The following is a 21,460-nucleotide window of genomic DNA, read 5'->3' on the forward strand; positions in this document are numbered from 1 at the left end:
TAAACAAATAAACAGCAAGAAGGTGACTTAGATGGTATTTGAATGGCTAAACAACCAATTGCTCAGGATGGAATGGCTTTCAAATTTGGTAAAGCGCTTGGTTGAGAATGTATTAGGGTTTAGTATCCAGGATCGCTGGGGAGGCGGTCTCCATTTTTTTATCTATGACGTTCTTAAAATATTTATTTTGCTAGCCGTCCTGATTTTTGTCATTTCTTATGTCCAAAGCTTTTTCCCGCCGGAGAGAACAAAAAAAATACTCGGCAGGTTTAACGGTATTTCAGGAAATATTATTGGCGCTTTACTCGGTACGGTAACGCCTTTTTGCTCCTGTTCTTCTATTCCGCTTTTTATTGGCTTTATTAGTGCGGGGCTTCCCGTCGGTGTTACTTTCTCGTTTTTAATATCATCCCCCCTGGTGGATTTGGCTTCGGTGCTTTTGCTGGCAAGTATCTTTAATTGGACCATTGCCATTGCCTACGTTGTCGTCGGCTTGATTCTGGCAGTGATCGGCGGAACCGTGATTAGCAAAGCAAAGCTGGAAAAGTATGTAGAACCGTTTGTATTCAGCAATAAAATGCCGGAAATAGAACCGGAGCAGTTAACAGCCCGGGAAAGGCTGGACTTTGCTAAAGATCAGGTTCGTGATATTGTGAGAAGAGTGTGGGTCTATATTCTAATAGGTGTCGGTATAGGTGCCGTGATTCACAATTTTATTCCTGAAAACGTGATTTCCTTGCTTCTGGGTCAGGATAAATGGTATTCGGTATTGCTGGCTACATTGGCAGGGGTTCCAATGTATGCGGATATTTTTGGGACGCTGCCGATTGCGGAAGCGTTAGTGGCCAAGGGAGTTGGTCTGGGAACTGCTTTATCCTTCATGATGGCTGTAACTGCACTTTCTCTCCCGTCGTTGATCATGCTCAAGAAAGTTGTAAAAATGAAACTGCTTATCATATTTGCAGGGATTGTAACCATTGGTATTCTTATCATCGGTTATACATTTAATGCCTTCGGATATTTGCTCATATAAGAGGTTATAATATTTGAATTTTCAAGTAAAAGGAGTGTATTGAATATGATGATTAAAATTTTAGGAACCGGCTGCAAAAATTGCGTTACCCTTGCTGAAAACACGAAAGCTGCTTTGGAAGAGACGGGCATTGCTGCCGAAGTAATCAAAGTTACCGATATTAAAGACATCATGGCCTATGGTGTGATGTCCACGCCGGCCCTGGTTATTGACGAAAAGGTGGTATCTTTTGGGAAAGTTCTAAAACCCAAGGAAATCGTAAAGATTCTAGAAACTGCGAAGTAGAAAAAAATGAAGCTATCGCTAGCATTTGGCTTGTAGTGATTGAATAAAATAATTTTGGTATGATTAAAAGCGAGTACGATGAAAAAGTACTCGCTCGTTTTTTGCAGCTTACTGCAGATACTTTCATATTTCACACGTGTTTAAGTAGGAAATATCAAGAAAATGTCGAATCAAATATAATTAACCCATTCAAAGATTATTGGGGAGTTACGCCATGGATAAATTAACAGTCATTTTTGAATCAACGCTCAAAGCAATCGAGAACAGTAAAGAAGAAATATTCAATATTTATGAGATGACCCGCAATGAAATACAACGGTTAAAAAAAGAGCTGGAATTTATGCGCAGGGAAATCGAAGACACCATCAAAATGGTGGATACCCAGTTTATGAAAGAAAAACGCTTCCGTCGGAAGCTGATGGAAGTCAACAAGAACTTCGATAAGTTCAATGAGAAGCAGATGCTCGAAGCGTATTCGGAAACAAAGGATGCACAGGTAGAGCTGCAACTGCTCCAGGCGAAAGAGCTTCAGCTGCGTTCCCGCAGGGATGAAATCGAAAGAACGTTAAAAAATTTGGATATCACAGTGATTAAGGCTGAGGACCTGATGAGCCAGGTCAGTCTTGCCCTGCGGCTTTTAAAAGAAGGAATCAGTGAGATCAGTCAGTTCTATAGCAGTGACCAGAGAAAAGAAACCGCTTTTCAGATCATCAAGGCCCAGGAAGAAGAACGCCTGAGGGTCGCCCGTGAAGTTCACGACGGTCCCGCCCAGAGTCTGGCCAACATTGTTCTGCGTCTGGAAATAGCGGAGAAGCTTCTGGAGCTTGATCACCGCCAGGTGAAAAAAGAATTGAAAGAACTGAATATGCTGGTCAGGGATAATCTGAAGGATATCCGCAGAATCATTTTCGGACTCAGGCCAATTCCTTTAAATGGGGCGGGAATTGTTGATACCATCAATCATTATATGAAAAATTTTGAAAAAACGTATGGGCTGACCTGTGAACTTATCGTGGAAGGACAAGAAAGGGAGCTTGATTCTTCCGTAGAAGTGGCCCTTTTCCGACTGGTTCAGGAAGGGATGACCAATGTGGCCAAACATGCGGAATCTCCGAAGTGCAGGGTTCATTTGAATTTTCAGGATGACAGAATTGTCGGTCAGATTATCGATGATGGTAAAGGATTTGATATCAGCAATGGCTTGGATAATTCCGGTGCCCATTTCGGCTTGATTGGAATTAATGAGCGAATTCAGGCTTACTCCGGACAATTATCGATTCAATCAGAACTGGGCAAGGGCACTGTTGTTACGTTTAACATTCCATATTCTGAATAAAGGAGGAAAGGATCAAGATGATAAGGGTTGTAATTGCCGATGATCACCCGCTTCTCAGGGAAGGATTACGAAGAATTCTGGAATTTGAAGAAGGCATTCAGGTTGTATCCGAAGTTGGAGATGGTCAAGGGGCAATTAATATGGCGAGGAAGACGCCGTTTGATGTTCTGCTGATGGATTTGAATATGCCTGGGGTAAATGGTCTTGAAGCCTGTAAAGTCATCAGAAGGGAATTCCCGAACATTGGGATTTTGATTCTTACTGTTGATGACTCGGATGAAAAGGTGTTCCAGGTATTACAGCTCGGGGTAGCTGGATACCTGCTGAAAGACGTTATTCCGAAAGCTCTGGTTGATTCCATCCGCAAAGTATATGCTGGAGAACCCATTCTGTCCCCGTCGGTAACCGGCAAACTGCTTGGCCAGCTTTCCAATCCGAACAGTCCAAAAGATCATTTCGGATTAAGCAACAGGGAAATGGAGATACTTACCTATGTGGTCAAAGGCTCGTCAAACAAAGATATTGGCTTAACTCTGTTTATAAGTGAAAAAACAGTCAAAAATCATCTTTCCAGTATTTTTAGAAAACTAGAGGTTGAAGACCGCACCCAGGCTGCTTTGAAAGCAGTGAAGACGAAACTTATTACACTGGAATAAATTTTTTGTGGCTTCACAAGGCTGCAGAAGGGAATACGCATGAAGCTTTGTTTTTATGGTGCCAGTCAGACTGTGACGGGGTCCTGTTATTTGCTGGAAACAACAGATACCAGAATCCTGATTGACTGTGGAATGTTTCAGGGTTCCAAAATCATGAAAGAACTGAATTACGGCGCGTTTCCGTTTGATCCCAACCTTCTTGACGCTGTGATTTTAACGCACGCCCATATTGACCATTCCGGGCTTATTCCGAAGCTCATCAAAAAAGGTTTCAGCGGGCCGATCTATGCGACCACGGAAACCATAGAACTATGTTCTGTGATGCTGCCGGACAGCGGGCACATCCAGGAAATGGAGGTAACCAGAAAAAACCGCAAGCACAGCAGGATGGATGTTCCATTAATCGAACCGATTTATACGGTTGAAGATGCGGTGAATGCTCAAAAGCACTTTGTCGAGGCGGCCTATAATCAAAAGACCCAGATCTCGCAATCGCTGTCCTTTCAGTTTGCCGATGCCGGGCATATCTTGGGCTCGGCCCATGTCATTGTCAGCGTCAAAGAAAACAATACGACGAAAACCATTGCATTTTCCGGAGACATCGGGACTTCCGGTCAGCCTTATGTCGAAGATCCCGTAGGGATTAAAGAAGCGTGTATGCTTAAGGATCCTGATGGTATACGAGATGCCTGTATGATTGTGATGGAAACAACCTACGGCAACCGGATTCATCCGGATAAAACCAATCGAATGGAAAACCTGGCCAGGGTCATTAATAATGCCCACCAAAAAGGCGGCAATATTATCATTCCGGCTTTTGCCATAAATCGGACACAGGACCTTTTGTACTACCTGCGCAAACTTCAAGATGACAAAAAAATTCCGGTAATGCCGATTTACATCGATAGTCCGCTGGCTGTTGCAGCGACGAGAATATTTGGGCGGAATACCCGGAATTTTGATCAGGAAACCAAGCAGCTGCTGGAGGCGGGCCAAAGCCCGTTTACCATGCCGAATCTTCATTTGAGTGAAACTGCGGAGGATTCGATCCGGCTGAATGCGATACAGGGCGGCGCGATTATCATTTCGGCTAGCGGGATGGCTGATGCCGGAAGAATCAAACATCATTTGAAACATAATCTGTGGCGGCACGATGCCACGGTCATCTTTGTCGGTTATCAGGCTCAAGGGACACTTGGCCGGTTTTTAACTGACGGTGCCAAAGAAGTGACTATCCATGGAGAGAAAGTGGCGGTCAACGCCGAAATCGTTGCGTTCCAAGGTTTTTCAGCGCATGCGGACCAGAATGAATTGCTGGCCTGGCTTAAAGCCGCCGGCGGCAACACAGATCATCTCATCCTGGTCCATGGCGAAGATGATGCGATTCAGGCGTTTTCATCTCTGGTCCAGCAAAAATTCGGGATTGCGCCAATCATTCCGGAACTGGGTGAATGCCTGGAGATAGCGGACGGCGAAATCAAGCGTCTGAAACCTTCCAAGCCCTGGCTAAAGGAGATTGAAGATAGGATGGGTTATCCTGCACCTCAGGAATGGCAGTCACATTCGTCCAAATCTGTTAAGCAAAGATCTTCAGAAGAAGGACCAGGGGGCAGAACCTTCAAACGCCGGAGAAAAGTTCTGCTTTCCGAAGCAAACAGAGCCTATACCAAACTCCGCAAAGACCTGAAACTATTCATTGATAGGAGCAATGAGCGCAAGGACTATGAAAACCTGATTGATACCTTTGAGAGCATTTCCGATCTTTTAAAAACAAGAATGAAACGGTAAAACGAATCAGATCCAGGCATACTCCGAAGTCTGACGCTTAATCCCTGACAGAAAACGCATGATCTCTTCGCGCCGTTTGACAGCGATTCTCCTGCCGGTCTTGGAGTATACTTTCTTGGGCAGTGCTTCAGCAAAGGTCTGCGCTCGCATTAAAGCCTCATCGGGACTCGGGATCAGCTCGTCCTGTCCGACAAGGCTCAGCAGTTTCATTAATCCGATGTTTCCGAGATTATCAAGGATATTGGCGTCCCTTAAATAAATAGCCTCGTCACTGTTGCCCGGCTCGGAATAATACATGTGGCATTCAATGGCGTCCAGAATTTTTGCCAGTTTTTCCTGCTCAAAGTGATAGCTCTTCAACAGGTTCATCGCGACACCTTTTGATCTGAGGGTATGATCGACGTTGGGAAGCGCGTACATCGGGTACTTTCCGGTATCGTGAAGCATTGCAGAAATATAAAGTACTTCATCATTCAGGTTGAGATGCTGAGATAATTCTTTGGATAAATGATAGACCCGCTGACAGTGTTTCCAGCCAAGAGCCGGATGAGCACCGGATTGGTTGATAATTTGAAATAGTTCTTTGGAGATATCCATATCCTGCACCACCTTTCTGTTAAGTATTACGGCAAAAAAACGCAAAAGTCCTTCCAATACATGGAAAAAATGTCGTCATAAAAATTGTTTTTCCTCCTAAAATCTTTAGGATTTTAGGACAGTAATAGTGTAATATATAGAATAGTAGCAATAATGCCAATAATTTTTTTCTAACATCAATGAATGGTATGAGGTGGTAGCATTGTCAAAAAACAAGGTATACGGGGGCTTTTGTCAAGCTCTTTTATTTTCCGGTTCCGTTTCGATTCCTAATCTTATTCTTGATCATTATACGGAACTTGGAATCGGTCACAAGGAAATGATGCTGATGATTCATATGATGACTGAGTCAAGTACGAACAGTGATCGTATTGAGGAACAGATCACCAAAAAAATGGGACTCTCGGTTGAAGAATACAAAATCATGATCCAGAATCTCCAGACCCGAGGACTGCTTTCTGTCAATAGCCGCAAAGCGAAAAACAGCGTGAATCGTGAATATGATTTCAGTGGGCTGATCGATCAGTTATTGGAATTATGGGGAATCAATGAGTTTAAGCAGATGTCCTCAGGCAGTGAACGTAATGGCAAAATGAATATAGAGAATATGCCGGACCTTTCTCAGGCTAAGCTGACTTCGCTGTTCGAACAGGAATTAGGCAGGCCGTTAACCGGTCTGGAGTGTGAACATATTGAAAAATGGCTGATGGCCTCGTATTCCGAAGAACTGATTATTGAGGCTTTACGAAGAGGCGTTGGCGCCGGGATTCGGAATTTCCGCTATCTCGATTCTATTTTAAGAGAGTGGGAGAAGAAGGGGATCAAAACGCGTCTGGAAGTCGAGGCTGAGGACCAAAATTTCCAGTCCAGACAAAATAAAAAAAATGCCAAACCGTTGAAAGGCTCACCAAAAATCAAAAGCAAATATGATAATATTTATCTCTAGTAGCGCGTTCTGAGAATGATTATACAAATTTGTTAGGGCAAGTCTGCGTGCCACAATACCGCTTTCGGCCGTTGTGTCTTCCGTGACGCGTCGCTCCTTGCCATCCATGGCATCGCGACATTAGGCCATCCGTGGCCGTCAAAAGGCCGCGCTACGCCATCCAGGCTTCGCTCGTCGCGGTACTGTGGCACGCAGACTGATAACAAGCATGTTAGACTATCCCCAGACCGATTATCGGGTTAGACAAGCAGGTCTGATCGTTGGAATGTATCTCATTATTTGTGGGGTTATTTTAAGAACATTTTCTCGCAAAATGGTATTTGAAATATAGGTAGATAGACATCATTGAAGGGTAACGAAATTGTTGTCAGAGGGGGATTTCATCTGGAAAGAACAGATCGTATCATTGAGAGAGTGCTGCCGAATCAAGGAAACACGAACATGGAAGACCGGACTGCAACGGATTTGGATAAAACAAATCGGAATGAATCGGAGATAAAGATTCAGCCGACTGTTCAGCACGGAACAAATATTGAAGCCGGTGCTGTCTGCCCGCTCTGCGGAGACAGGGGAATCATCCTGAACGGAGATACTGCGGTACCCTGTTCGTGTATGGAGAAAAAGAGGATTGTAAACAGCTTTAAATATGCACGTCTGTCCAGGGAACTGATGAACTGCCGTTTTGAAAAATTCAGCCTCGAATACTATCGGAACACCCAGCAGGATCAGGAAGATTACCTGAATGCCCAAAAAGCACTGAAGGCCGCCAAGGAGTTTGTAAAAAATGTCCGGACAAATCCCCATGAAGTCGGGCTGCTCTTCACGGGCTCCGTCGGAAGCGGCAAAACGTTTCTGGCAGCTTCCATCGCGAATGAGATTCTGGAAAATAATCACAAGCTGCTCTTTTTGATTGTCCCGGACCTTTTGGATGAACTGCGTGCTACATTCAGTAATAAAAGTGAAAATACGGAATACGACTTGCTGGATATTGCCAGAACCGTACCGATTTTGATTCTCGATGACCTGGGTGCGCATAATTATACCGAATGGTCCCGCAACCGGATCTACTCCATCTTGAATTATCGGATGAACGAGCAGCTGCCGACTGTCATTACGACCAATCTTGATTTTGATGAGATCGATCATTATTTGGGAGAACGGACCTGCTCCCGGCTTCTTCAGATGTGCAGGATTTTCCGTTTGTCTGCACCACAGGACATCCGGATGCAGAATTATTTAAAACGGGAAGGATTAAAAAAGGATAAAAAATAAGAGTACAATCAGAAAAAAGCTAAGATATTTTCCTAAGCTGTCTGCTTAAGGCGAATTTCCTCAAACCATAAGGATTTTTTGGGTATAAACCTATGCATGTCCATGAAAAGCATGCATAGGTTTTCTATTAGAAATGGTTTTATGGAGGTGCAGACACTTGGCTAAATTCTTCATTATTAAAAGAAAGTATTTGTTTGTCGGAGGACTGGTCATATTGGTTGCTCTTATTGGTATTATGGGCAGCTTGATCGGAAATACGGAGATCGTTTCCACTCCGGAACAAACAGAACCTGAGATTAAAATTGTAAGTATTGATTTTGATCCTCAAATTGTCATCCGGGACATCACTTATGGGGAGGAAATGTTTAAGGGAGTTCAGATCCTACCGGCAAGTCATTTTAAAGTCTCTGCGATCATTCAAAACATGACTGAAAACACGATGACCAATGTGCCGGTTGTCCTGACCATTCAGTCCCTGGAAGATAAAAATAAGCAGGTCAGCAAGGAAGGGATTATACCGACACTGGAACCCGGAGCAACAGCTAAAATTGCCTTTGAAAATATTGAAGCCTTAGGTGATGCAACTGGCAAGAGTGCGACGGCAGGCCAGCATGAGATGGTACTGGCGATCAAAGCCAATCTCGAAGGCGGTGCGTCTCAAAATACGGAAGCCAGGGTGGTTTTCAATGTCGATTCGTCGATAAAGTCCTGACTTTATCGAACCATGTCACCGTAGTAAAACGGAGTGTAAGGAAAAATCATTGCTTAGAAGCTTATAAATATAGTATCATTAAGTGCCTGGTACCTTGTTATCCAAAAAATTCTTGGTACAAAGCACTTATTTTTTTTTGCCTTGCCAAATAGTATAATAGAATTGTTGACCGATTTCTTGATGGAGTAAAGAGACTAAATGAAAAGAGCCATACTGATTAGCCAGGAAAAACAAATCAATGAATTGAATGCCGTCCTGCCTTTAGCCAATTATCAGGCCATTGCAAGGACTGACAGCGGTATAGAGGCTCTGCGCATAGCGCAGCGGGTTGAGCCTGACCTGATCATTTGCGGAGGGGATATCCATGGGATTTCCCCGCTTGATCTTGTTCAGAATCTCGTACACGCCAATATTTGTCCGGTTATTTTCGTGCTTGATCAAAAGGATTATGTGAACCTGGATTTTGCGCTGAAAACCAATGTCCACCATATCATGACGGCTCCGCTCAGAGCGATAGATGTCGTCTCCGGGATTGCCCAGGCTGAACACCAGTTTAACAGAGAAATAGAACAGCGCAAAGAAATGAATAAATTAAATGACGAGCTTAAAACAAGAAAACTGGTGTATCAGGCGATTTTAATCCTGATTGCAGGCGGGATGGATGAAGAAACAGCCTATGCCTCGATTCGAACAGAAGCGATGACCTCAAGAAAAACAATTCGGGCAATCGCTGCCGAAGTCGTAAAAGGAACGTGGAGACCTTGATAACAAAAAAACAATTTGTGATCCGGTTCATCGTTGGGAATATGCTGTTGTTTATCCTCTTAGGACCTTTCATTGTTTTTTACGGTCCTTTTCATTCGTTGACGTATGTTACGGTCAGTACGATTCTGTCGTCCCGCCATCCTCAAGTCGCGGATTTTTTTTTAGCGGAGCAGAAAATTGCAGAAATCACTCAGAAATATGGAAATACATCAGTTACCGTGGAACCTGTCATCCAGCATATTGACCATCAAATTGTGGATGAAGAAAACGGGATCAGGCTAGAGAATATTGAAGGTAAATATTTTAAAGGCATTGTCATGCTCGTACGTAATCCTCTTCAGATTGAAGTAGCGGCTACCAAAGAGATTGGCGTAGCCGGACAACGCTTATCAGAACTGGTCACTGCGGAGGGTGCGGTAGCCGGTATAAATGGCGGAGGCTTTTATGATCCGAATTCTCAGGGGAACGGCGCTTATCCGGATGGGATCACCGTCAGGGATGGGCAGCTCATTCATGAAAACCTGAACGCAGCTAAAAGTGCGAATCTGATCGGTTTTAACAAGGAAGGAAAGCTGATCCTCCGGACAGTCTCTGCCAAGGAAATCTCTTCAGGGATTATCGGTGATCTTGGGATTCGGCATGCGGTCAGCTTCGAACCAAACCTTATCCTGAACGGAGAACCTCAGATCAAAGGTGACGGAGGTCAGGGCCTTGCTCCCAGGACAGGAATCGGGCAAAAAGCCGATGGTACGGTTGTTTTTGTTGTGATCGACGGCAGACAGCCTGACTGGAGTATGGGAGCCACACTGCGGGATCTGATGAATGTATTTATAGAATACGGGGCTGAAAATGCAGTGAATCTTGACGGCGGTTCTTCAACGGAATTGTTCTATCAAGGTCGGATTATCAATCAACTTTGGAACATCTACGGTGAACGTTATATGCCTACAGCTTTTGTGGTCATGCCAGGAAAGAATCAGAGTGGGGTGGGGCAGAATTGAAAAGGCGATGGATGATCTGGCTTATAATGCTTTCCCTGGTCTTACAGCTTGCTGTTTATGCGCTGCTGAACTGGAAAGCAGATCAGCTGTTAAACCCTTCTTTGCACATTAATCAGGTTTATGTTTTGAAGACGGATCTCAGTCAGGCTGATAGTTTCATGCTGTCATACAATAAAAAGTTTTTGGCTTATCAAACTGGACGTTATCTTGAAGTCATTGACTTGACGACCAACACGAAAATTTTTGCGGAGAGTCCGGAAAAGGACACGGCAAAGATTATTGGCTTCGCCTGGCTTCCGGACCGGAACGGTATGGTCTATCTGATCAGGGAGCAGAACAAGAATGCCGTGACAAGCTTATATTCAGTGGATTTCAGCACCGGCTCTTCTGAATTGAACAGCTTTAAACCGATGCTGGACAGGGAATTAAGTCTTGCGGTCGATCAGGTGCTGCAAATTGAAATGTCGACCTATACGAACAAGCTATTTATCTTGTTTAAGGATGACAATCAGATTCACCAGCTGATTACAATGGATATTATGAAGACCCTGAACAGGGTGAATCAGCAGGGAGAAGAAATCCTAAACATTGCGGTTTCCAATAAATTCGGCAGCATCTATGCAGAGAGCAGAATGGGGACGGACAAGACGATTGATGTTTATCAGGCCGGCAGTAAGAACCCTATTTCTGTTGACCCTGAAGATACGCTGCTTGGCTGTCGTGACGACAAAATCTATGTTGGCAAAATCAGCGGGAACATCCTTCGGGAGGTAACCGTTTATCAAGTACAGCCATCCGGCCCGGCGATGACGGAAGCCGTGGTCTGGCAAGGGGAGATTCCGTATGCGGAGACAGAAACAAAAATCAGCAGTGCGAATCAGGTCATAATCAAAAGCAGGGGACGCCTGGACGTTATTTCCGCTAACGGCAAACATCAATGGCTGAGATTACCGGATATGTCCACTACAGAATCCAATGCGGTCATCATCCTAGCTCCAACGGGTGATTTGTACCTGGAGCTTTTGCCGGGAAACGAAAAGTCTGTTTATTACTGGAGGGAAGTATAGTTCATGCCAATTTTAAAGTTAACGAGGTACTAGTCCCATGATGGAGAATATGCCTGAAAAGGTCTTAAATGAATATAATTGGGCCCGCTTAAATGAAGAAGCCGTTAATATAGAAAAAGTATATTTCTATAAAACAGACAAACGCGTCAATCCACGGCAGGAAGAGCCGTTCCTGTTAACGCGCGGGGAGCTTCCGGTGCTGGTGTCCGCGCCGCATGCGGTCAGGCATTACAGGCAGAAAAAGATCCTGGTGTCGGACCAGTTCACCGGCTCGGTTGTCTTCCTGTTAAACAAATTGACGGGATGCCATGCCATAGCAGCGACAAAGCTCTACGGCGGAGACCCGAATGCCGACGATCCCTGCCTGTATAAAGACCGGATCGCCAGCTTCTGCCGTGAAAAGAAAGTAAAGGTTGTTCTGGACATTCATGGGGCTGCCCGGGAGAGAGATTTCGATGTGGACCTGGGCACAAATCAAAAGAAGAACCTGCTTGGCAAGGCGAATATTTTGGAAATCCTGGAACAAAACTTCCGGGATTTCGGCTTAGCCAGAGTTTCGACGGACTTTTTTGCCGCTTCCGGCGCGAATACCGTCTCCCATTTTGTCTCACACGAACTGGGAATTCCGGCAGTACAGATAGAGATCAACAAACATTACCGGGTTCCAGCTCAAAATGCCTTGGGGTTTCACCGTCTAATGGGTGCCCTGGCGGAAAGTGTAAAACGGCTGGCCTGAACGCGGCGAATGCGTACTTAAAATTTTCTGATCAGGAAATTAATAGCCAGGCACGATCCGTGAATTAATGAGATAGAATAAACCAACAATTGATGTTGGGGAGGTATCTTATATGGTTCCGGGCACAAGCTCATTAACTCAGGATTTGGTCAGGGCAATCAACGGAGAGTATAGCGCGATCGCCTGTTACGCCAAGCTGGCTGAAAAAGCGCCGAATCAGGAAATAAGAAAACAAATCCTGGAGATCCGCCAGGACGAGGTGCGGCATTATCACATATTTTCTCAGATATTTACTGAAATCACAGGGACAAAACCAAACCCTCAGATGACTGAAGAATGTCCTGCCGCTTACAGGACAGCTCTAAAGTCTGCCTTTCAGGATGAGCAGCATACGGTTGATTTCTATCATAATGTGGCTGAAAAGACACAGGATCCTTTTATCAAGGAACAATTCAAAAGAGCAGCCGCCGATGAGCAAAACCATGCAGTCTGGTTCTTGTGGTTTTTAAAAGTCTAAAGAAAGCTCACAGCCCCATATGCCGCAGATCGTAGCCGGTGGGGCTTTGATAAATCCGCAGCTCAAACTCCGGAACAATGGCCAGGATATGGTCAAAAATATCGGCCTGGACGGTTTCATAGCTTTCCCAGGATGTATCCTTGGTAAACGCATAGATTTCGATCGGAATCCCGTACTCGGTCACCGGAAGCTGACGTGCCATCCTGGTCATTTCCGGGTGGATCTCCGGGTGGTTTTCAAGATAGGTCTGAAGGTAGGCCCGAAAGGTACCAATGTTCGTAAGTCTTCTGCCGTTTACGAGCTGAGCAGGATCAATGTCATGTTCCAGGTTGTATTTCTCAAGCTCCCGTTTTTTATTCTCGATATACTCAGAAAGATATCGGAATTCCTTGAACTTCGCCAGCATATCATCGGTGCAGAAACGGATGCTGGAACTGTCAATAAAAATAGACCTTTTAATTCTTCTGCCGCCGGATTCCTGCATACCGCGCCAGTTTTTAAAGGAATCGGAGATCAGGGCATACGACGGAATTGTTGTAATCGTATTATCAAAGTTTCTGACTTTGACGGTGTTCAGGGAAATGTCCGTAACGTCACCGTCAGCGCCGTACTTGGGCATTTCTATCCAGTCGCCGATCCTGAGCATATCATTGGAAGACAGCTGAATCCCCGCTACCAGACCTAGAAGAGAATCCTTGAAGATCAAGAGGATGATTGCCGTTACTGCTCCAATTCCGCTTAGCAGAAGGAGAGGGGAACGGTCAATCATCGTAGCAATCATCCAGATGCCGCCGATGAGCCAGACGACTATTTTCAGGGCCTGGACGATGCTGCGGATCGGTTTGAACCGGGAAGCTTCAAAAGTCCGATAAATATCGTCAATCGCGTCAAGCAAAGCGAGCATGGCCAATGTGCCGGCCACAATGATGTAAATAATCGCTATTTTTTGAATGAAGCCGGAATATTCCGGGAACAGTCCGGCTACGGCGTAGATTACAATTGCCGGGATCATATGCGCCAGGCGTCTGAAGACTTTCCTGCCAAGAAGCTTATCATCCCAGAGGATTTTGTTGCGATGGATGTAGAAAGCAAGGATTCGCAGGAATACTTGCTTTGTAACGATGAAGGCCAAAATACTGACCAGCAGAACCATCACCACCGCTGCGGCATTCGCGATCAGGACTGCAGCCGTTTCTTCAATTCCTTTGTAAATCAGCCATTGGTCCAGATTGAATATCATACGCACTACCTTTCAAATGTGGATGTGCCTATCGGCCCGCGTTCACGGTAGCTTTAGCTGTATCTTTAGCAGAACCGGCGGAGGTATTACCAGCATTATCACCCGCCGGAAGCTCCTGACTGGTATCCAATCCGCTGTCCACAGTAAGGCCTTCGTTATTGATGGTTGTGAGCTGATTTTCCAAGGCGTCAAGCATTCCCCTAATCTGCTTAATCTGGTCCAGTACACTTTGCAGCTCTGTTTTCGTGGGATCGGTTGCATTTGTCTGATCAGGATTCCCTGCATTATCAACAGGCGTTTCCTGCAGCGTATCCAAAGAGGGGATATAACGGCCAAAGATTTCCTTCAGTCCTTCTTCAAGCGTTTCGGTCATCGCGATCTTATCTTCATAGACGATAACCACGCGTTTCAACTCAGGAATACTGCCGCTGGTTGTGGATTGCAGATAAATCGGTTTTACAAACAGGAAATTACCGCCAATCGGCAATACCAGGAGATTTCCTTTGAGAACGCTCGATCCTTTTTGGTTCCATAACGCAAACTCTTGGGAAATTTCGGGATCCTGATCGATTCTGGACTCAACCTGGAACGGACCGTCAATCTCCATATTTTTGGGCATTTTGTATAAGACGAGTTTGCCGTAATTCTCACCGTCCATCCTGGCGGCGAGCCAAGCGACAAGATTATTCCGGCTGTTCGTAGAACTTGAGGCCGGGGTAAAAGGCTGCATTAGTACAAATTCTTCCTTTGTTTCCCCATAAAGTTTCATGATTACGTAATAGGGATCCACATTTTGTTCCGATGAACCATAAATTTCCTTCGCAACGTTCCAAGCATCTTCTTTATTATAAAATACAGTGGTGTTGGTCATATGAAACGTGTTCAGCATGTCACACTGGATTTTGAACATCGTTTCCGGATAGCGCAGGTGCGATTTTATGGAATTGTGCATTTCCGAAATACTTTTAAATACACCCGGGAAAATCCTTTGATAGGTCTGAAGAATAGGATCTTCTTTGTCGACCGCGTAGAAATCAACGGTCCCGTCGTAAGCATCGACAACGACTTTAACGGAATTGCGGATATAATTAAAATCCTGGGTGGAGTATTTGCTGGAGTAAGGAATGCTGTTCGTTGTCGTATAGGCGTCAATGATCCATTTGATCCTGCCGTTGTCAATCACAGCATAAGGATCATTGTCATAGGTCAGAAACGGCGCCAGTTTTTTGACACGTTCCAGAACATTCCGGTACAGAAGAAGCTTGCTTTCGGAGGTCACTTCTCCGGCCAGATAAAAACGCGGGGTCATCTGATGAAGAGACAGCATCAGTTTGTTAAAGGCAGTAAACGGGATACCTGTCTTGCCGGTATAGCTGTTCTTCGCAAAGTCATTGCCTAGGGGATAATCAAATTCTTTGGAATTGGTGTTGACAACGACCCAGTCATTCGTCAGTTCGCCAAAGTAGATTCGCGGTTCGGTAATCTTCAGTTCCGCATAGTCTGTTTGCGGTGGCACATTGCTTACGGCAAAAGCAGGAAGCCCTTTGGTGGTGACAGCATTGGCGAACGAAGCGGTTAAGCCGAAACCATGCGTGTATTTAAACCGGGTGTTAACAAAGGTCAAGGCTTTCGGATCAAGGTCCTGAAGTGAAATTTCCCTCGCCGAGAGCATAACCTGGCGATATGTATCACCAATTTTGTAGCGGTCCACATCAATATCATTAAATTTATAGTATTGGCGTATCCCTTGTTTTTGCGTGTAGATCTGCTGCATGGGGCGGGGATCATTCAGGCGGATATTATTCAGCGTTCCGAGTTCGTTTTTTAAGTCTTGTGCAGTAACCTTCTCAACCCCGGTGTAATCCTGCTCCTTAATTTTATCCAAACCGTAGGCGTAGCGGGTCATTTGGATTTCGCTGGCAATGTACGGCGCTTCTTTTTGCAGCTCGTTCGGAACGACAACCAGGGACTGGAGCATGGTAGGAAAGATACCGGAAGTGAAAAACGAAAAGACAATCAAAAACGAGACCGGCAGGGTCAACAAACGAGAATCTTTTCGGAAAAAAGCGATAAGGGAAAACAGGAAACAGACCAGGCTCACAACGACCAGGATTTTAAAGACTGGAAGCGAAGCGTAAATGTCGCTGTATCCGGCACCGACGACGTGGCCTCTATGCGAGTAAACGATTTCATAGGCGCTGATATAGTAGCCAAAGCCTCTCAGCGCAAAAAGAAGGGTTAAAAGAATTCCAAGATGCCTTCTGGCTGTGGGACTGATCACAACAGCATCTTTCTTCCAAAACCGGATGGAATGGAAGCGGACGACCCCCGTCATAATATAGAAAAGTGCGGTAAACAGGGTTAAAATAAGGATTGGAGAGAAAAATGCGTTATAAATAGTCTCAAAGAAAGGAAGCTTAAACACAAAGAAACCAAGATCCTGATTAAACAGCGGGTCGGAATAATTAAAGGAAGAGGCATTCACAAAGGACAGAAAATCAAGCCAGCCGGTAAAACCGACGATGAAGCTCACTATAATACTGATCACGGCAGATAAGACAAGCAAGGAAATGGTAACCCTGCGCGGACTGACAGCAGGCGGAAGGTTGACTTCTTCGACCAGTCTGATCCTTTTACGGAATCTTTCATTGTAAAACGTTGTAAACGCATGTCTTCCCGACATCAATGTTGCGAAAATCACTAAAAACAACATTGTTCCGTTAATGGCCTGAATAAGTACTTTGCTGAAGAACGGTGTCCAGAATAGAGTTGCGTACCCTAAGTCGGTAAACCACAGCCAGTCTTCGTAGAATCCGCTCAAGGCCGAAAGCACAGCAATAATAATGATGAGTAAAACGAGTACCTTGAGACCAGGTTTTAAAATAGATTTCCCGCGCATATTTCCCTCCTGAGTTAAATTGTTCAAATCACAGAAATGTATGTAAACATCTGCATATTTATTTTTTATTGTTGGCAATATATTCATAGTTTATCATAAAATTCACCTTATTGGCTTCCTGAAAATAAATTTCTGAGCTATACTTTTAATAAACATAAAAATTAAGCTAAGAATAAAACAAAAGGTTGGTGCAGTAATGTATGATCTGATTATTATCGGAGGCGGCCCTGCAGGGCTTACAGCAGCCATTTATGCGGCAAGGGGAGGATTAAAAACAGCAGTTGTCGAATCCATGATGCCGGGCGGGCAGGCAGCGGCGACGGAAAAAATTGAAAATTATCCGGGATTTCCGGAAGGGATTACCGGCTTCGATTTAATGAATGCTTTTTATAAACAAGCCATGAATCAGGGCGCCGAATTCATTTTCGAACCGGTCCTGCATCTGGATCTTCAGAAAGAAATAAAGACGGTTGTGACCGGACAGCAAACCCTCGAAGCGAAAGCGATGATCATTGCTGCCGGATCCAAGCCGCGTTTTTTGGGCGTAGCGGGAGAAGATACCTTTCACGGACGCGGCGTATCGTATTGTGCCACTTGTGATGGGGCGTTTTATAAAGGAAAGAAAGTCGCTGTCATCGGCGGCGGAAACGCCGCGCTGGAGGAAGGTGTCTACCTGACGAAGTTTGCATCTGAAGTCTATATCGTTCACCGCCGAAAAGAGTTCAGAGCTTCGCAGGTAGCAGCCCAAAGGGCGAAAGAAAACCCGAAAGTTAAGTTTGTCCTGGACAGTGTTGTTCAGGAGATCGCCGGTAATGATAAAGTACAAAAAATAATTCTTAAGAATGCCGGTTCCGGGGCTGTGGAAGAAATCGAGGTTGACGGTGTCTTTATTTATATCGGCACCGAACCAAATACCAAGTTTACGTCAGAATACTTCGAAGTCGATCAATATGGGTATATTATCACAGATGCTTTGCTGAAAACAAATATTAATGGGGTCTATGCGGCCGGAGATATCCGTAATACCCCTTTGAGACAGGTTGCAACCGCAGTCGGGGATGGAGCGCTTGCGGCAGTTCAGGTTGAAAAGTATCTGGCGAAAATGGAATAGAAACACGTAAAAATAATCAGACAATTATTACCATGTACAGACACTTTAGCAGTGTTTCTCCATATCCTATAACAAAAAGGAGGTATGGAGATGTACTTCGGAAGAAAATCCGGCTATATGAATCAGCCGCCGGCTGTAAATATGATGAATCAGCCTGATATGACCGGTATGATGAATCAGCCTGAGATGACTGGTATGATGAACCAGCAGGATATGATGGGCATGATGAACCCGGAAATGATGTCTCAGTATGAACAGATGGGTCCTGAAGGCATGTATGCGGAGCAGACGCAGTCAGGGTATACCTGCGATCCATGCGATCCATGCGGCTGTACACCTTATTATGAACACATGGAGGTTCATAAGCCGCTGCCGGAAGTTTATGTCGTTCAAAAAGGGGATACCGTTTACAAAATCGCGCAGAGATATGGACTGGATTGGCGTGAACTTGCTGGGTATAACCATTTAGGCAATCCCGATCTTATCTATCCCGGTGAAAGACTTTTTATTCCTCCCAGATATTAAGTGAATCATGTTCCCGCGTCAGGTGCGGAGGACAAAACCGGCAGCCGGATACACATTCAGGGTTCTTAAGGTGCACACATTCCGGCTGCCGTCTTTCTCATAAATTTTCAAGCGAATGCCGATAAATATGGGCATTTTTAATCATTATGATGAATGGTGGATGAAATGAATACGACATATAAGGAAGAATTCAAAGTTTTTTATGTAACCTATTTGCTTGTCCTGATCAATGTGGTTGTTTTTCTTGTCATGGAGCTGGCCGGGGGGACGCAAAACCCATATGTCCTGATCTTTTTCGGGGCTAAAATGAATACATTGATCGATGCAGGGCAATACTGGCGTCTTTTGACCAGTATGTTCATACATATCGGTTTTACCCACCTTCTGTTCAACGTGTACGCACTGATTGTTCTGGGAAAATTAGCCGAGAGATTGTTTGGCCATGGCCGCTTTTTGCTGATTTACCTGTTCAGCGGTCTGGCCGGGTCACTTATCAGTTATCTCTGGGGACCCGAATTGTCGGCAGGTGCCTCCGGAGCGATATTCGGCCTGCTGGGGGCAATTATCATTTATGGCTGCAGAAAACCAGCGTTTTGGAGAACGGGTCTGATTACCAATCTTGCAATCGTGCTCGGTATTAACTTGGTCTTTGGTGTTGTTTTTTCAGGTATCGATAATTTCGCTCATTTAGGCGGACTTTTTGGCGGCGCTGTCAGCAGTGCGCTTCTCCTTTTCTTGCAGCGTCAAAGACAAAATTTACAATGAATGCTTTCGTTTAATTGGGGGAGAATAGATTCAAGCTCACAGATCTTAGCAAGGTGGTTTTTATTTAATTGCCATCGATAGTTAAGATTATGTGAGCTTTTGATGTTTTGGATCTTATCAACTTGAAAACATATGGTAAAATAGAAGCAGAGCATCATGACAGGAAAGGAACAACACCGTGAAAAAAACGAAGCAGTATTTTTACCGGGAGTGGGTTATCTATGGCCTGCTCATCGGTTTGAGCGTCTTAATATTAGGAAGACTGTTTTACCTCCAGGTTATCAATTCCGCAGAGTTAAAGGCCAGAGGTGCAGATTTCCAGGCGATAAGACAGACCATGCTTTATGAGCGGGGAGCCATTATGGATGCACAGGGCAATGTGCTGGCGAAAAGTGTGCCGGTGAAGGATGTCTATGCCGATCCGAGAATGCTGGATAAATCCATTGCCAAGGATAAAACGCTGACAAGCGAGCAAATATTACAAAAAAAAGAGAAAATCGCTGAAAATATTGCGGCCATTTTGGGGGAAGATAAAAATGATATTCTTACCCTGCTGCGAAAAGACTTGGCATGGGTCAGCTTGAAACGGCAGGTAGATATCAGTACGGCGGAAAAAATTAAAGAACTTGATATTCAAGGGATCGGCTTCAGTGATAATTATAAAAGAAGCTATCCGGCAGGGGAGATGGGAGCGGCTATACTTGGCATCGTCAATATGGCTGGAGACGGGGTTGAAGGTCTGGAGTATTCCTACAACGCCGAGCTTAAAGGGGAAGCAAATTTAGAGAATCCGGCAGAAACGGATCAAAACAATGAGATTCAGGATAATGTACAGTCAGGGGACAATTTAACCCTGACCCTCGATTCCACCATTCAGCATCTCATTGAACACGAGCTGGATGATATTGTGGCAGAAACCAAGCCACAGAGAGCGGTTATCCTGGCCATGGATCCCAAGACCGGCAAAATACTCGGTATGGGCTCCAGACCGTCCTATGATCCGAGCAATTATGCCTCCACCAAACCGGATCAAAGGAAAAACCTGGCCATCAGCATGATTTATGAACCCGGGTCCACGTTTAAAATCATCACCGGATCGGCAGCACTCGAAGAAAATGCCATTAATACGACCCAGCTCTTCAAAGATCCAGGCTATTGGGTTGTCGGGGGCCGCAGGATCACAAACTGGGATTCCGACAGAAAGGCGCATGGCAACATTACTTTCGTCGATGGCATGAAGCTGTCTTCCAACGTTGTACTTGCCCAGGTCGGACAAAAACTAGGCAGAGACCTATTCTATACATACTTAAAGTCTTTTGGCTTCGGAAGTCTGACAGATATTGATATTTCCGGTGAAGAAAGAGGCCTATTGATTGACAAGAGCAGGGTCAAAAGCCTTGAACTGGCGACCATGTCGTTCGGTCAGGCCAACCTTGTCACCCCGATCCAGCTCTTAACGGCAATCTGTGCGGTGGCCAACGGAGGCCAGCTCATGCAGCCGTATATTGTAGAAAACATTAAGAATAAGGACGGGGAGATCGTCAGTAAAACCCAGCCGAAGGTTGTCCGTCAGGTTATTTCCAAGACAACCAGCAAGACCATGAGCGATATCCTCGTGAGTGTCGTAGACAGCGGTACCGGAAGCCGGGCTAAAATTTCCGGTATCAAAGTTGCCGGCAAAACGGGAACAGCCCAGAAAATTGATCCTGAAACCGGGAAGTACTCGGATACCGATTATATCGTCTCTTTTGTCGGCTATGCTCCGGCCAACGATCCAAAGATAGCCGTACTGGTAGTTATTGATACCCCACATGCACCGGTCATCCAGGGGGGAACACTCGGTGGACCGCGCGTTAAAAATATTATCGAGGGCACTTTACAATATTATGGCGTGCCGGTTTCCGCTGAGACCCCGAGTGATCTTACCAAGGTTGACCCTGACGTTCTGGCGGAGCAAGCAGCCGCTAAAAACGGTAATACGGCAGCAGACAAGAACAATACTCCTGCCAGACAGGCCGGGGAAGGCGAAGTCCTTGTACCTGATCTAAAAGGATTGACCATCAGACAAGCCGGCGAATTACTAGGAAAACTGGATTTGCGCTATGAATTCGGCGGCAGCGGGCTCGCCTATAAACAGTCACCGGAGGCCGGCAAAGTTGTCAATCGGGGAGATACGATCGAAGTTCTGTTTGGGACAGGTAAGTAGCTT

General features: G+C 45.1%; 20 protein-coding genes. 17 read left to right on the forward strand and 3 right to left on the reverse strand.

What is annotated here, in order from left to right; genetic code table 11:
* The first annotated feature begins 31 nt into the window (after window positions 1–31).
* From DHBDCA_RS02800 to DHBDCA_RS02820, 5 genes are all read left to right on the forward strand, one after another.
* On the forward strand, window positions 32–1,033 hold the full coding sequence (locus tag DHBDCA_RS02800; protein ID WP_015042638.1) for a permease: 1,002 nt from the start codon (window positions 32–34) through the stop codon (window positions 1,031–1,033).
* 45 nt (window positions 1,034–1,078) lie between these two features.
* Entirely contained in the window at window positions 1,079–1,318 is a 240-nt protein-coding gene (locus DHBDCA_RS02805; RefSeq protein ID WP_015042639.1) for a thioredoxin family protein, read from the forward strand.
* A gap of 214 nt (window positions 1,319–1,532) precedes the next feature.
* Window positions 1,533–2,654: a sensor histidine kinase gene (locus DHBDCA_RS02810; RefSeq protein ID WP_015042640.1), complete on the forward strand. Its 1,122-nt coding sequence runs from the start codon at window positions 1,533–1,535 to the stop codon at window positions 2,652–2,654.
* A gap of 17 nt (window positions 2,655–2,671) precedes the next feature.
* Window positions 2,672–3,310 (forward strand): response regulator, encoded by a 639-nt coding sequence (locus DHBDCA_RS02815; RefSeq protein WP_015042641.1) that lies wholly within the window; start codon window positions 2,672–2,674, stop codon window positions 3,308–3,310.
* A gap of 39 nt (window positions 3,311–3,349) precedes the next feature.
* Window positions 3,350–5,098 (forward strand): MBL fold metallo-hydrolase RNA specificity domain-containing protein, encoded by a 1,749-nt coding sequence (locus DHBDCA_RS02820; RefSeq protein ID WP_015042642.1) that lies wholly within the window; start codon window positions 3,350–3,352, stop codon window positions 5,096–5,098.
* Between the two features lie 6 nt (window positions 5,099–5,104).
* On the opposite strand, the gene DHBDCA_RS02825 is transcribed toward DHBDCA_RS02820, so the two are convergent.
* Entirely contained in the window at window positions 5,105–5,695 is a 591-nt protein-coding gene (locus tag DHBDCA_RS02825) for an HD domain-containing protein (RefSeq protein WP_015042643.1), read from the reverse strand.
* Window positions 5,696–5,897: 202 nt separating this feature from the next.
* Here DHBDCA_RS02825 and DHBDCA_RS02830 point away from each other — a divergent pair, with 202 nt between their 5' ends.
* The 8 genes from DHBDCA_RS02830 (at window position 5,898) to DHBDCA_RS02865 (ending at window position 12,711) form a co-directional block, all read left to right on the forward strand.
* Entirely contained in the window at window positions 5,898–6,641 is a 744-nt protein-coding gene (locus DHBDCA_RS02830; protein WP_015042644.1) for a DnaD domain-containing protein, read from the forward strand.
* Window positions 6,642–6,986: 345 nt separating this feature from the next.
* Window positions 6,987–7,913: an ATP-binding protein gene (locus DHBDCA_RS02835; RefSeq protein ID WP_015042645.1), complete on the forward strand. Its 927-nt coding sequence runs from the start codon at window positions 6,987–6,989 to the stop codon at window positions 7,911–7,913.
* A gap of 157 nt (window positions 7,914–8,070) precedes the next feature.
* Complete coding sequence (locus DHBDCA_RS02840) at window positions 8,071–8,625, forward strand: hypothetical protein (protein WP_015042646.1); 555 nt, start codon at window positions 8,071–8,073, stop codon at window positions 8,623–8,625.
* A 198-nt stretch (window positions 8,626–8,823) separates the two neighbouring features.
* On the forward strand, window positions 8,824–9,390 hold the full coding sequence (locus DHBDCA_RS02845; protein WP_015042647.1) for an ANTAR domain-containing response regulator: 567 nt from the start codon (window positions 8,824–8,826) through the stop codon (window positions 9,388–9,390).
* Window positions 9,387–10,391, forward strand: coding sequence for a phosphodiester glycosidase family protein (locus DHBDCA_RS02850; RefSeq protein ID WP_015042648.1), 1,005 nt, complete (start codon window positions 9,387–9,389; stop codon window positions 10,389–10,391). Before DHBDCA_RS02845 ends, DHBDCA_RS02850 begins: the two co-directional genes overlap by 4 nt.
* The gene (locus DHBDCA_RS02855) at window positions 10,388–11,458 is read left to right on the forward strand and encodes a hypothetical protein (protein ID WP_242824955.1); all 1,071 of its coding nucleotides are present in this window, start codon (window positions 10,388–10,390) and stop codon (window positions 11,456–11,458) included. Before DHBDCA_RS02850 ends, DHBDCA_RS02855 begins: the two co-directional genes overlap by 4 nt.
* Before the next feature lie 37 nt (window positions 11,459–11,495).
* Window positions 11,496–12,194 (forward strand): hypothetical protein, encoded by a 699-nt coding sequence (locus DHBDCA_RS02860; protein ID WP_015042650.1) that lies wholly within the window; start codon window positions 11,496–11,498, stop codon window positions 12,192–12,194.
* Window positions 12,195–12,306: 112 nt separating this feature from the next.
* Window positions 12,307–12,711, forward strand: coding sequence for a ferritin family protein (locus DHBDCA_RS02865; protein ID WP_015042651.1), 405 nt, complete (start codon window positions 12,307–12,309; stop codon window positions 12,709–12,711).
* Window positions 12,712–12,718: 7 nt separating this feature from the next.
* On the opposite strand, the gene DHBDCA_RS02870 is transcribed toward DHBDCA_RS02865, so the two are convergent.
* Together DHBDCA_RS02870 and DHBDCA_RS02875 are read right to left on the reverse strand one after the other, a co-directional pair.
* Window positions 12,719–13,951 carry a mechanosensitive ion channel family protein gene (locus DHBDCA_RS02870; RefSeq protein WP_015042652.1) on the reverse strand — a complete coding sequence of 411 codons (1,233 nt, stop codon included), beginning with the start codon at window positions 13,949–13,951 and terminating at the stop codon, window positions 12,719–12,721.
* Window positions 13,952–13,979: 28 nt separating this feature from the next.
* Complete coding sequence (locus DHBDCA_RS02875) at window positions 13,980–16,850, reverse strand: UPF0182 family membrane protein (protein ID WP_015042653.1); 2,871 nt, start codon at window positions 16,848–16,850, stop codon at window positions 13,980–13,982.
* A gap of 196 nt (window positions 16,851–17,046) precedes the next feature.
* Here DHBDCA_RS02875 and trxB point away from each other — a divergent pair, with 196 nt between their 5' ends.
* From trxB to DHBDCA_RS02895, 4 genes are all read left to right on the forward strand, one after another.
* Window positions 17,047–17,961 carry a thioredoxin-disulfide reductase gene (trxB, locus tag DHBDCA_RS02880; protein ID WP_015042654.1) on the forward strand — a complete coding sequence of 305 codons (915 nt, stop codon included), beginning with the start codon at window positions 17,047–17,049 and terminating at the stop codon, window positions 17,959–17,961.
* 90 nt (window positions 17,962–18,051) lie between these two features.
* Window positions 18,052–18,486 carry a LysM peptidoglycan-binding domain-containing protein gene (locus DHBDCA_RS02885; RefSeq protein WP_015042655.1) on the forward strand — a complete coding sequence of 145 codons (435 nt, stop codon included), beginning with the start codon at window positions 18,052–18,054 and terminating at the stop codon, window positions 18,484–18,486.
* A gap of 165 nt (window positions 18,487–18,651) precedes the next feature.
* Window positions 18,652–19,251, forward strand: a complete 600-nt coding sequence (locus DHBDCA_RS02890) for a rhomboid family intramembrane serine protease (RefSeq protein WP_021315403.1) — start codon at window positions 18,652–18,654, stop codon at window positions 19,249–19,251.
* A 178-nt stretch (window positions 19,252–19,429) separates the two neighbouring features.
* Window positions 19,430–21,457 (forward strand): penicillin-binding protein, encoded by a 2,028-nt coding sequence (locus tag DHBDCA_RS02895; protein WP_015042658.1) that lies wholly within the window; start codon window positions 19,430–19,432, stop codon window positions 21,455–21,457.
* Window positions 21,458–21,460: the final 3 nt, after the last annotated feature.

Origin of the sequence: Dehalobacter sp. DCA (genome assembly GCF_000305775.1) — a bacterium.
GTDB classification, from domain to species: Bacteria; Bacillota; Desulfitobacteriia; order Desulfitobacteriales; family Syntrophobotulaceae; genus Dehalobacter; species Dehalobacter alkaniphilus.

Bases quoted from the DNA above. Each gene is read 5' to 3' on its own strand.
- DHBDCA_RS02845 (WP_015042647.1), top strand. From the start codon at position 8,824: ATGAAAAGAGCCATACTGATTAGCCAGGAAAAACAAATCAATGAATTG.
- DHBDCA_RS02820 (WP_015042642.1), top strand. From the start codon at position 3,350: ATGAAGCTTTGTTTTTATGGTGCCAGTCAGACTGTGACGGGGTCCTGT.
- DHBDCA_RS02810 (WP_015042640.1), top strand. From the start codon at position 1,533: ATGGATAAATTAACAGTCATTTTTGAATCAACGCTCAAAGCAATCGAG.
- DHBDCA_RS02860 (WP_015042650.1), top strand. From the start codon at position 11,496: ATGATGGAGAATATGCCTGAAAAGGTCTTAAATGAATATAATTGGGCC.
- DHBDCA_RS02865 (WP_015042651.1), top strand. From the start codon at position 12,307: ATGGTTCCGGGCACAAGCTCATTAACTCAGGATTTGGTCAGGGCAATC.
- DHBDCA_RS02805 (WP_015042639.1), top strand. From the start codon at position 1,079: ATGATGATTAAAATTTTAGGAACCGGCTGCAAAAATTGCGTTACCCTT.
- DHBDCA_RS02885 (WP_015042655.1), top strand. From the start codon at position 18,052: ATGTACTTCGGAAGAAAATCCGGCTATATGAATCAGCCGCCGGCTGTA.
- DHBDCA_RS02825 (WP_015042643.1), bottom strand. From the start codon at position 5,695: ATGGATATCTCCAAAGAACTATTTCAAATTATCAACCAATCCGGTGCT.
- DHBDCA_RS02815 (WP_015042641.1), top strand. From the start codon at position 2,672: ATGATAAGGGTTGTAATTGCCGATGATCACCCGCTTCTCAGGGAAGGA.
- trxB (WP_015042654.1), top strand. From the start codon at position 17,047: ATGTATGATCTGATTATTATCGGAGGCGGCCCTGCAGGGCTTACAGCA.
- DHBDCA_RS02875 (WP_015042653.1), bottom strand. From the start codon at position 16,850: ATGCGCGGGAAATCTATTTTAAAACCTGGTCTCAAGGTACTCGTTTTA.
- DHBDCA_RS02870 (WP_015042652.1), bottom strand. From the start codon at position 13,951: ATGATATTCAATCTGGACCAATGGCTGATTTACAAAGGAATTGAAGAA.
- DHBDCA_RS02800 (WP_015042638.1), top strand. From the start codon at position 32: ATGGTATTTGAATGGCTAAACAACCAATTGCTCAGGATGGAATGGCTT.
- DHBDCA_RS02890 (WP_021315403.1), top strand. From the start codon at position 18,652: ATGAATACGACATATAAGGAAGAATTCAAAGTTTTTTATGTAACCTAT.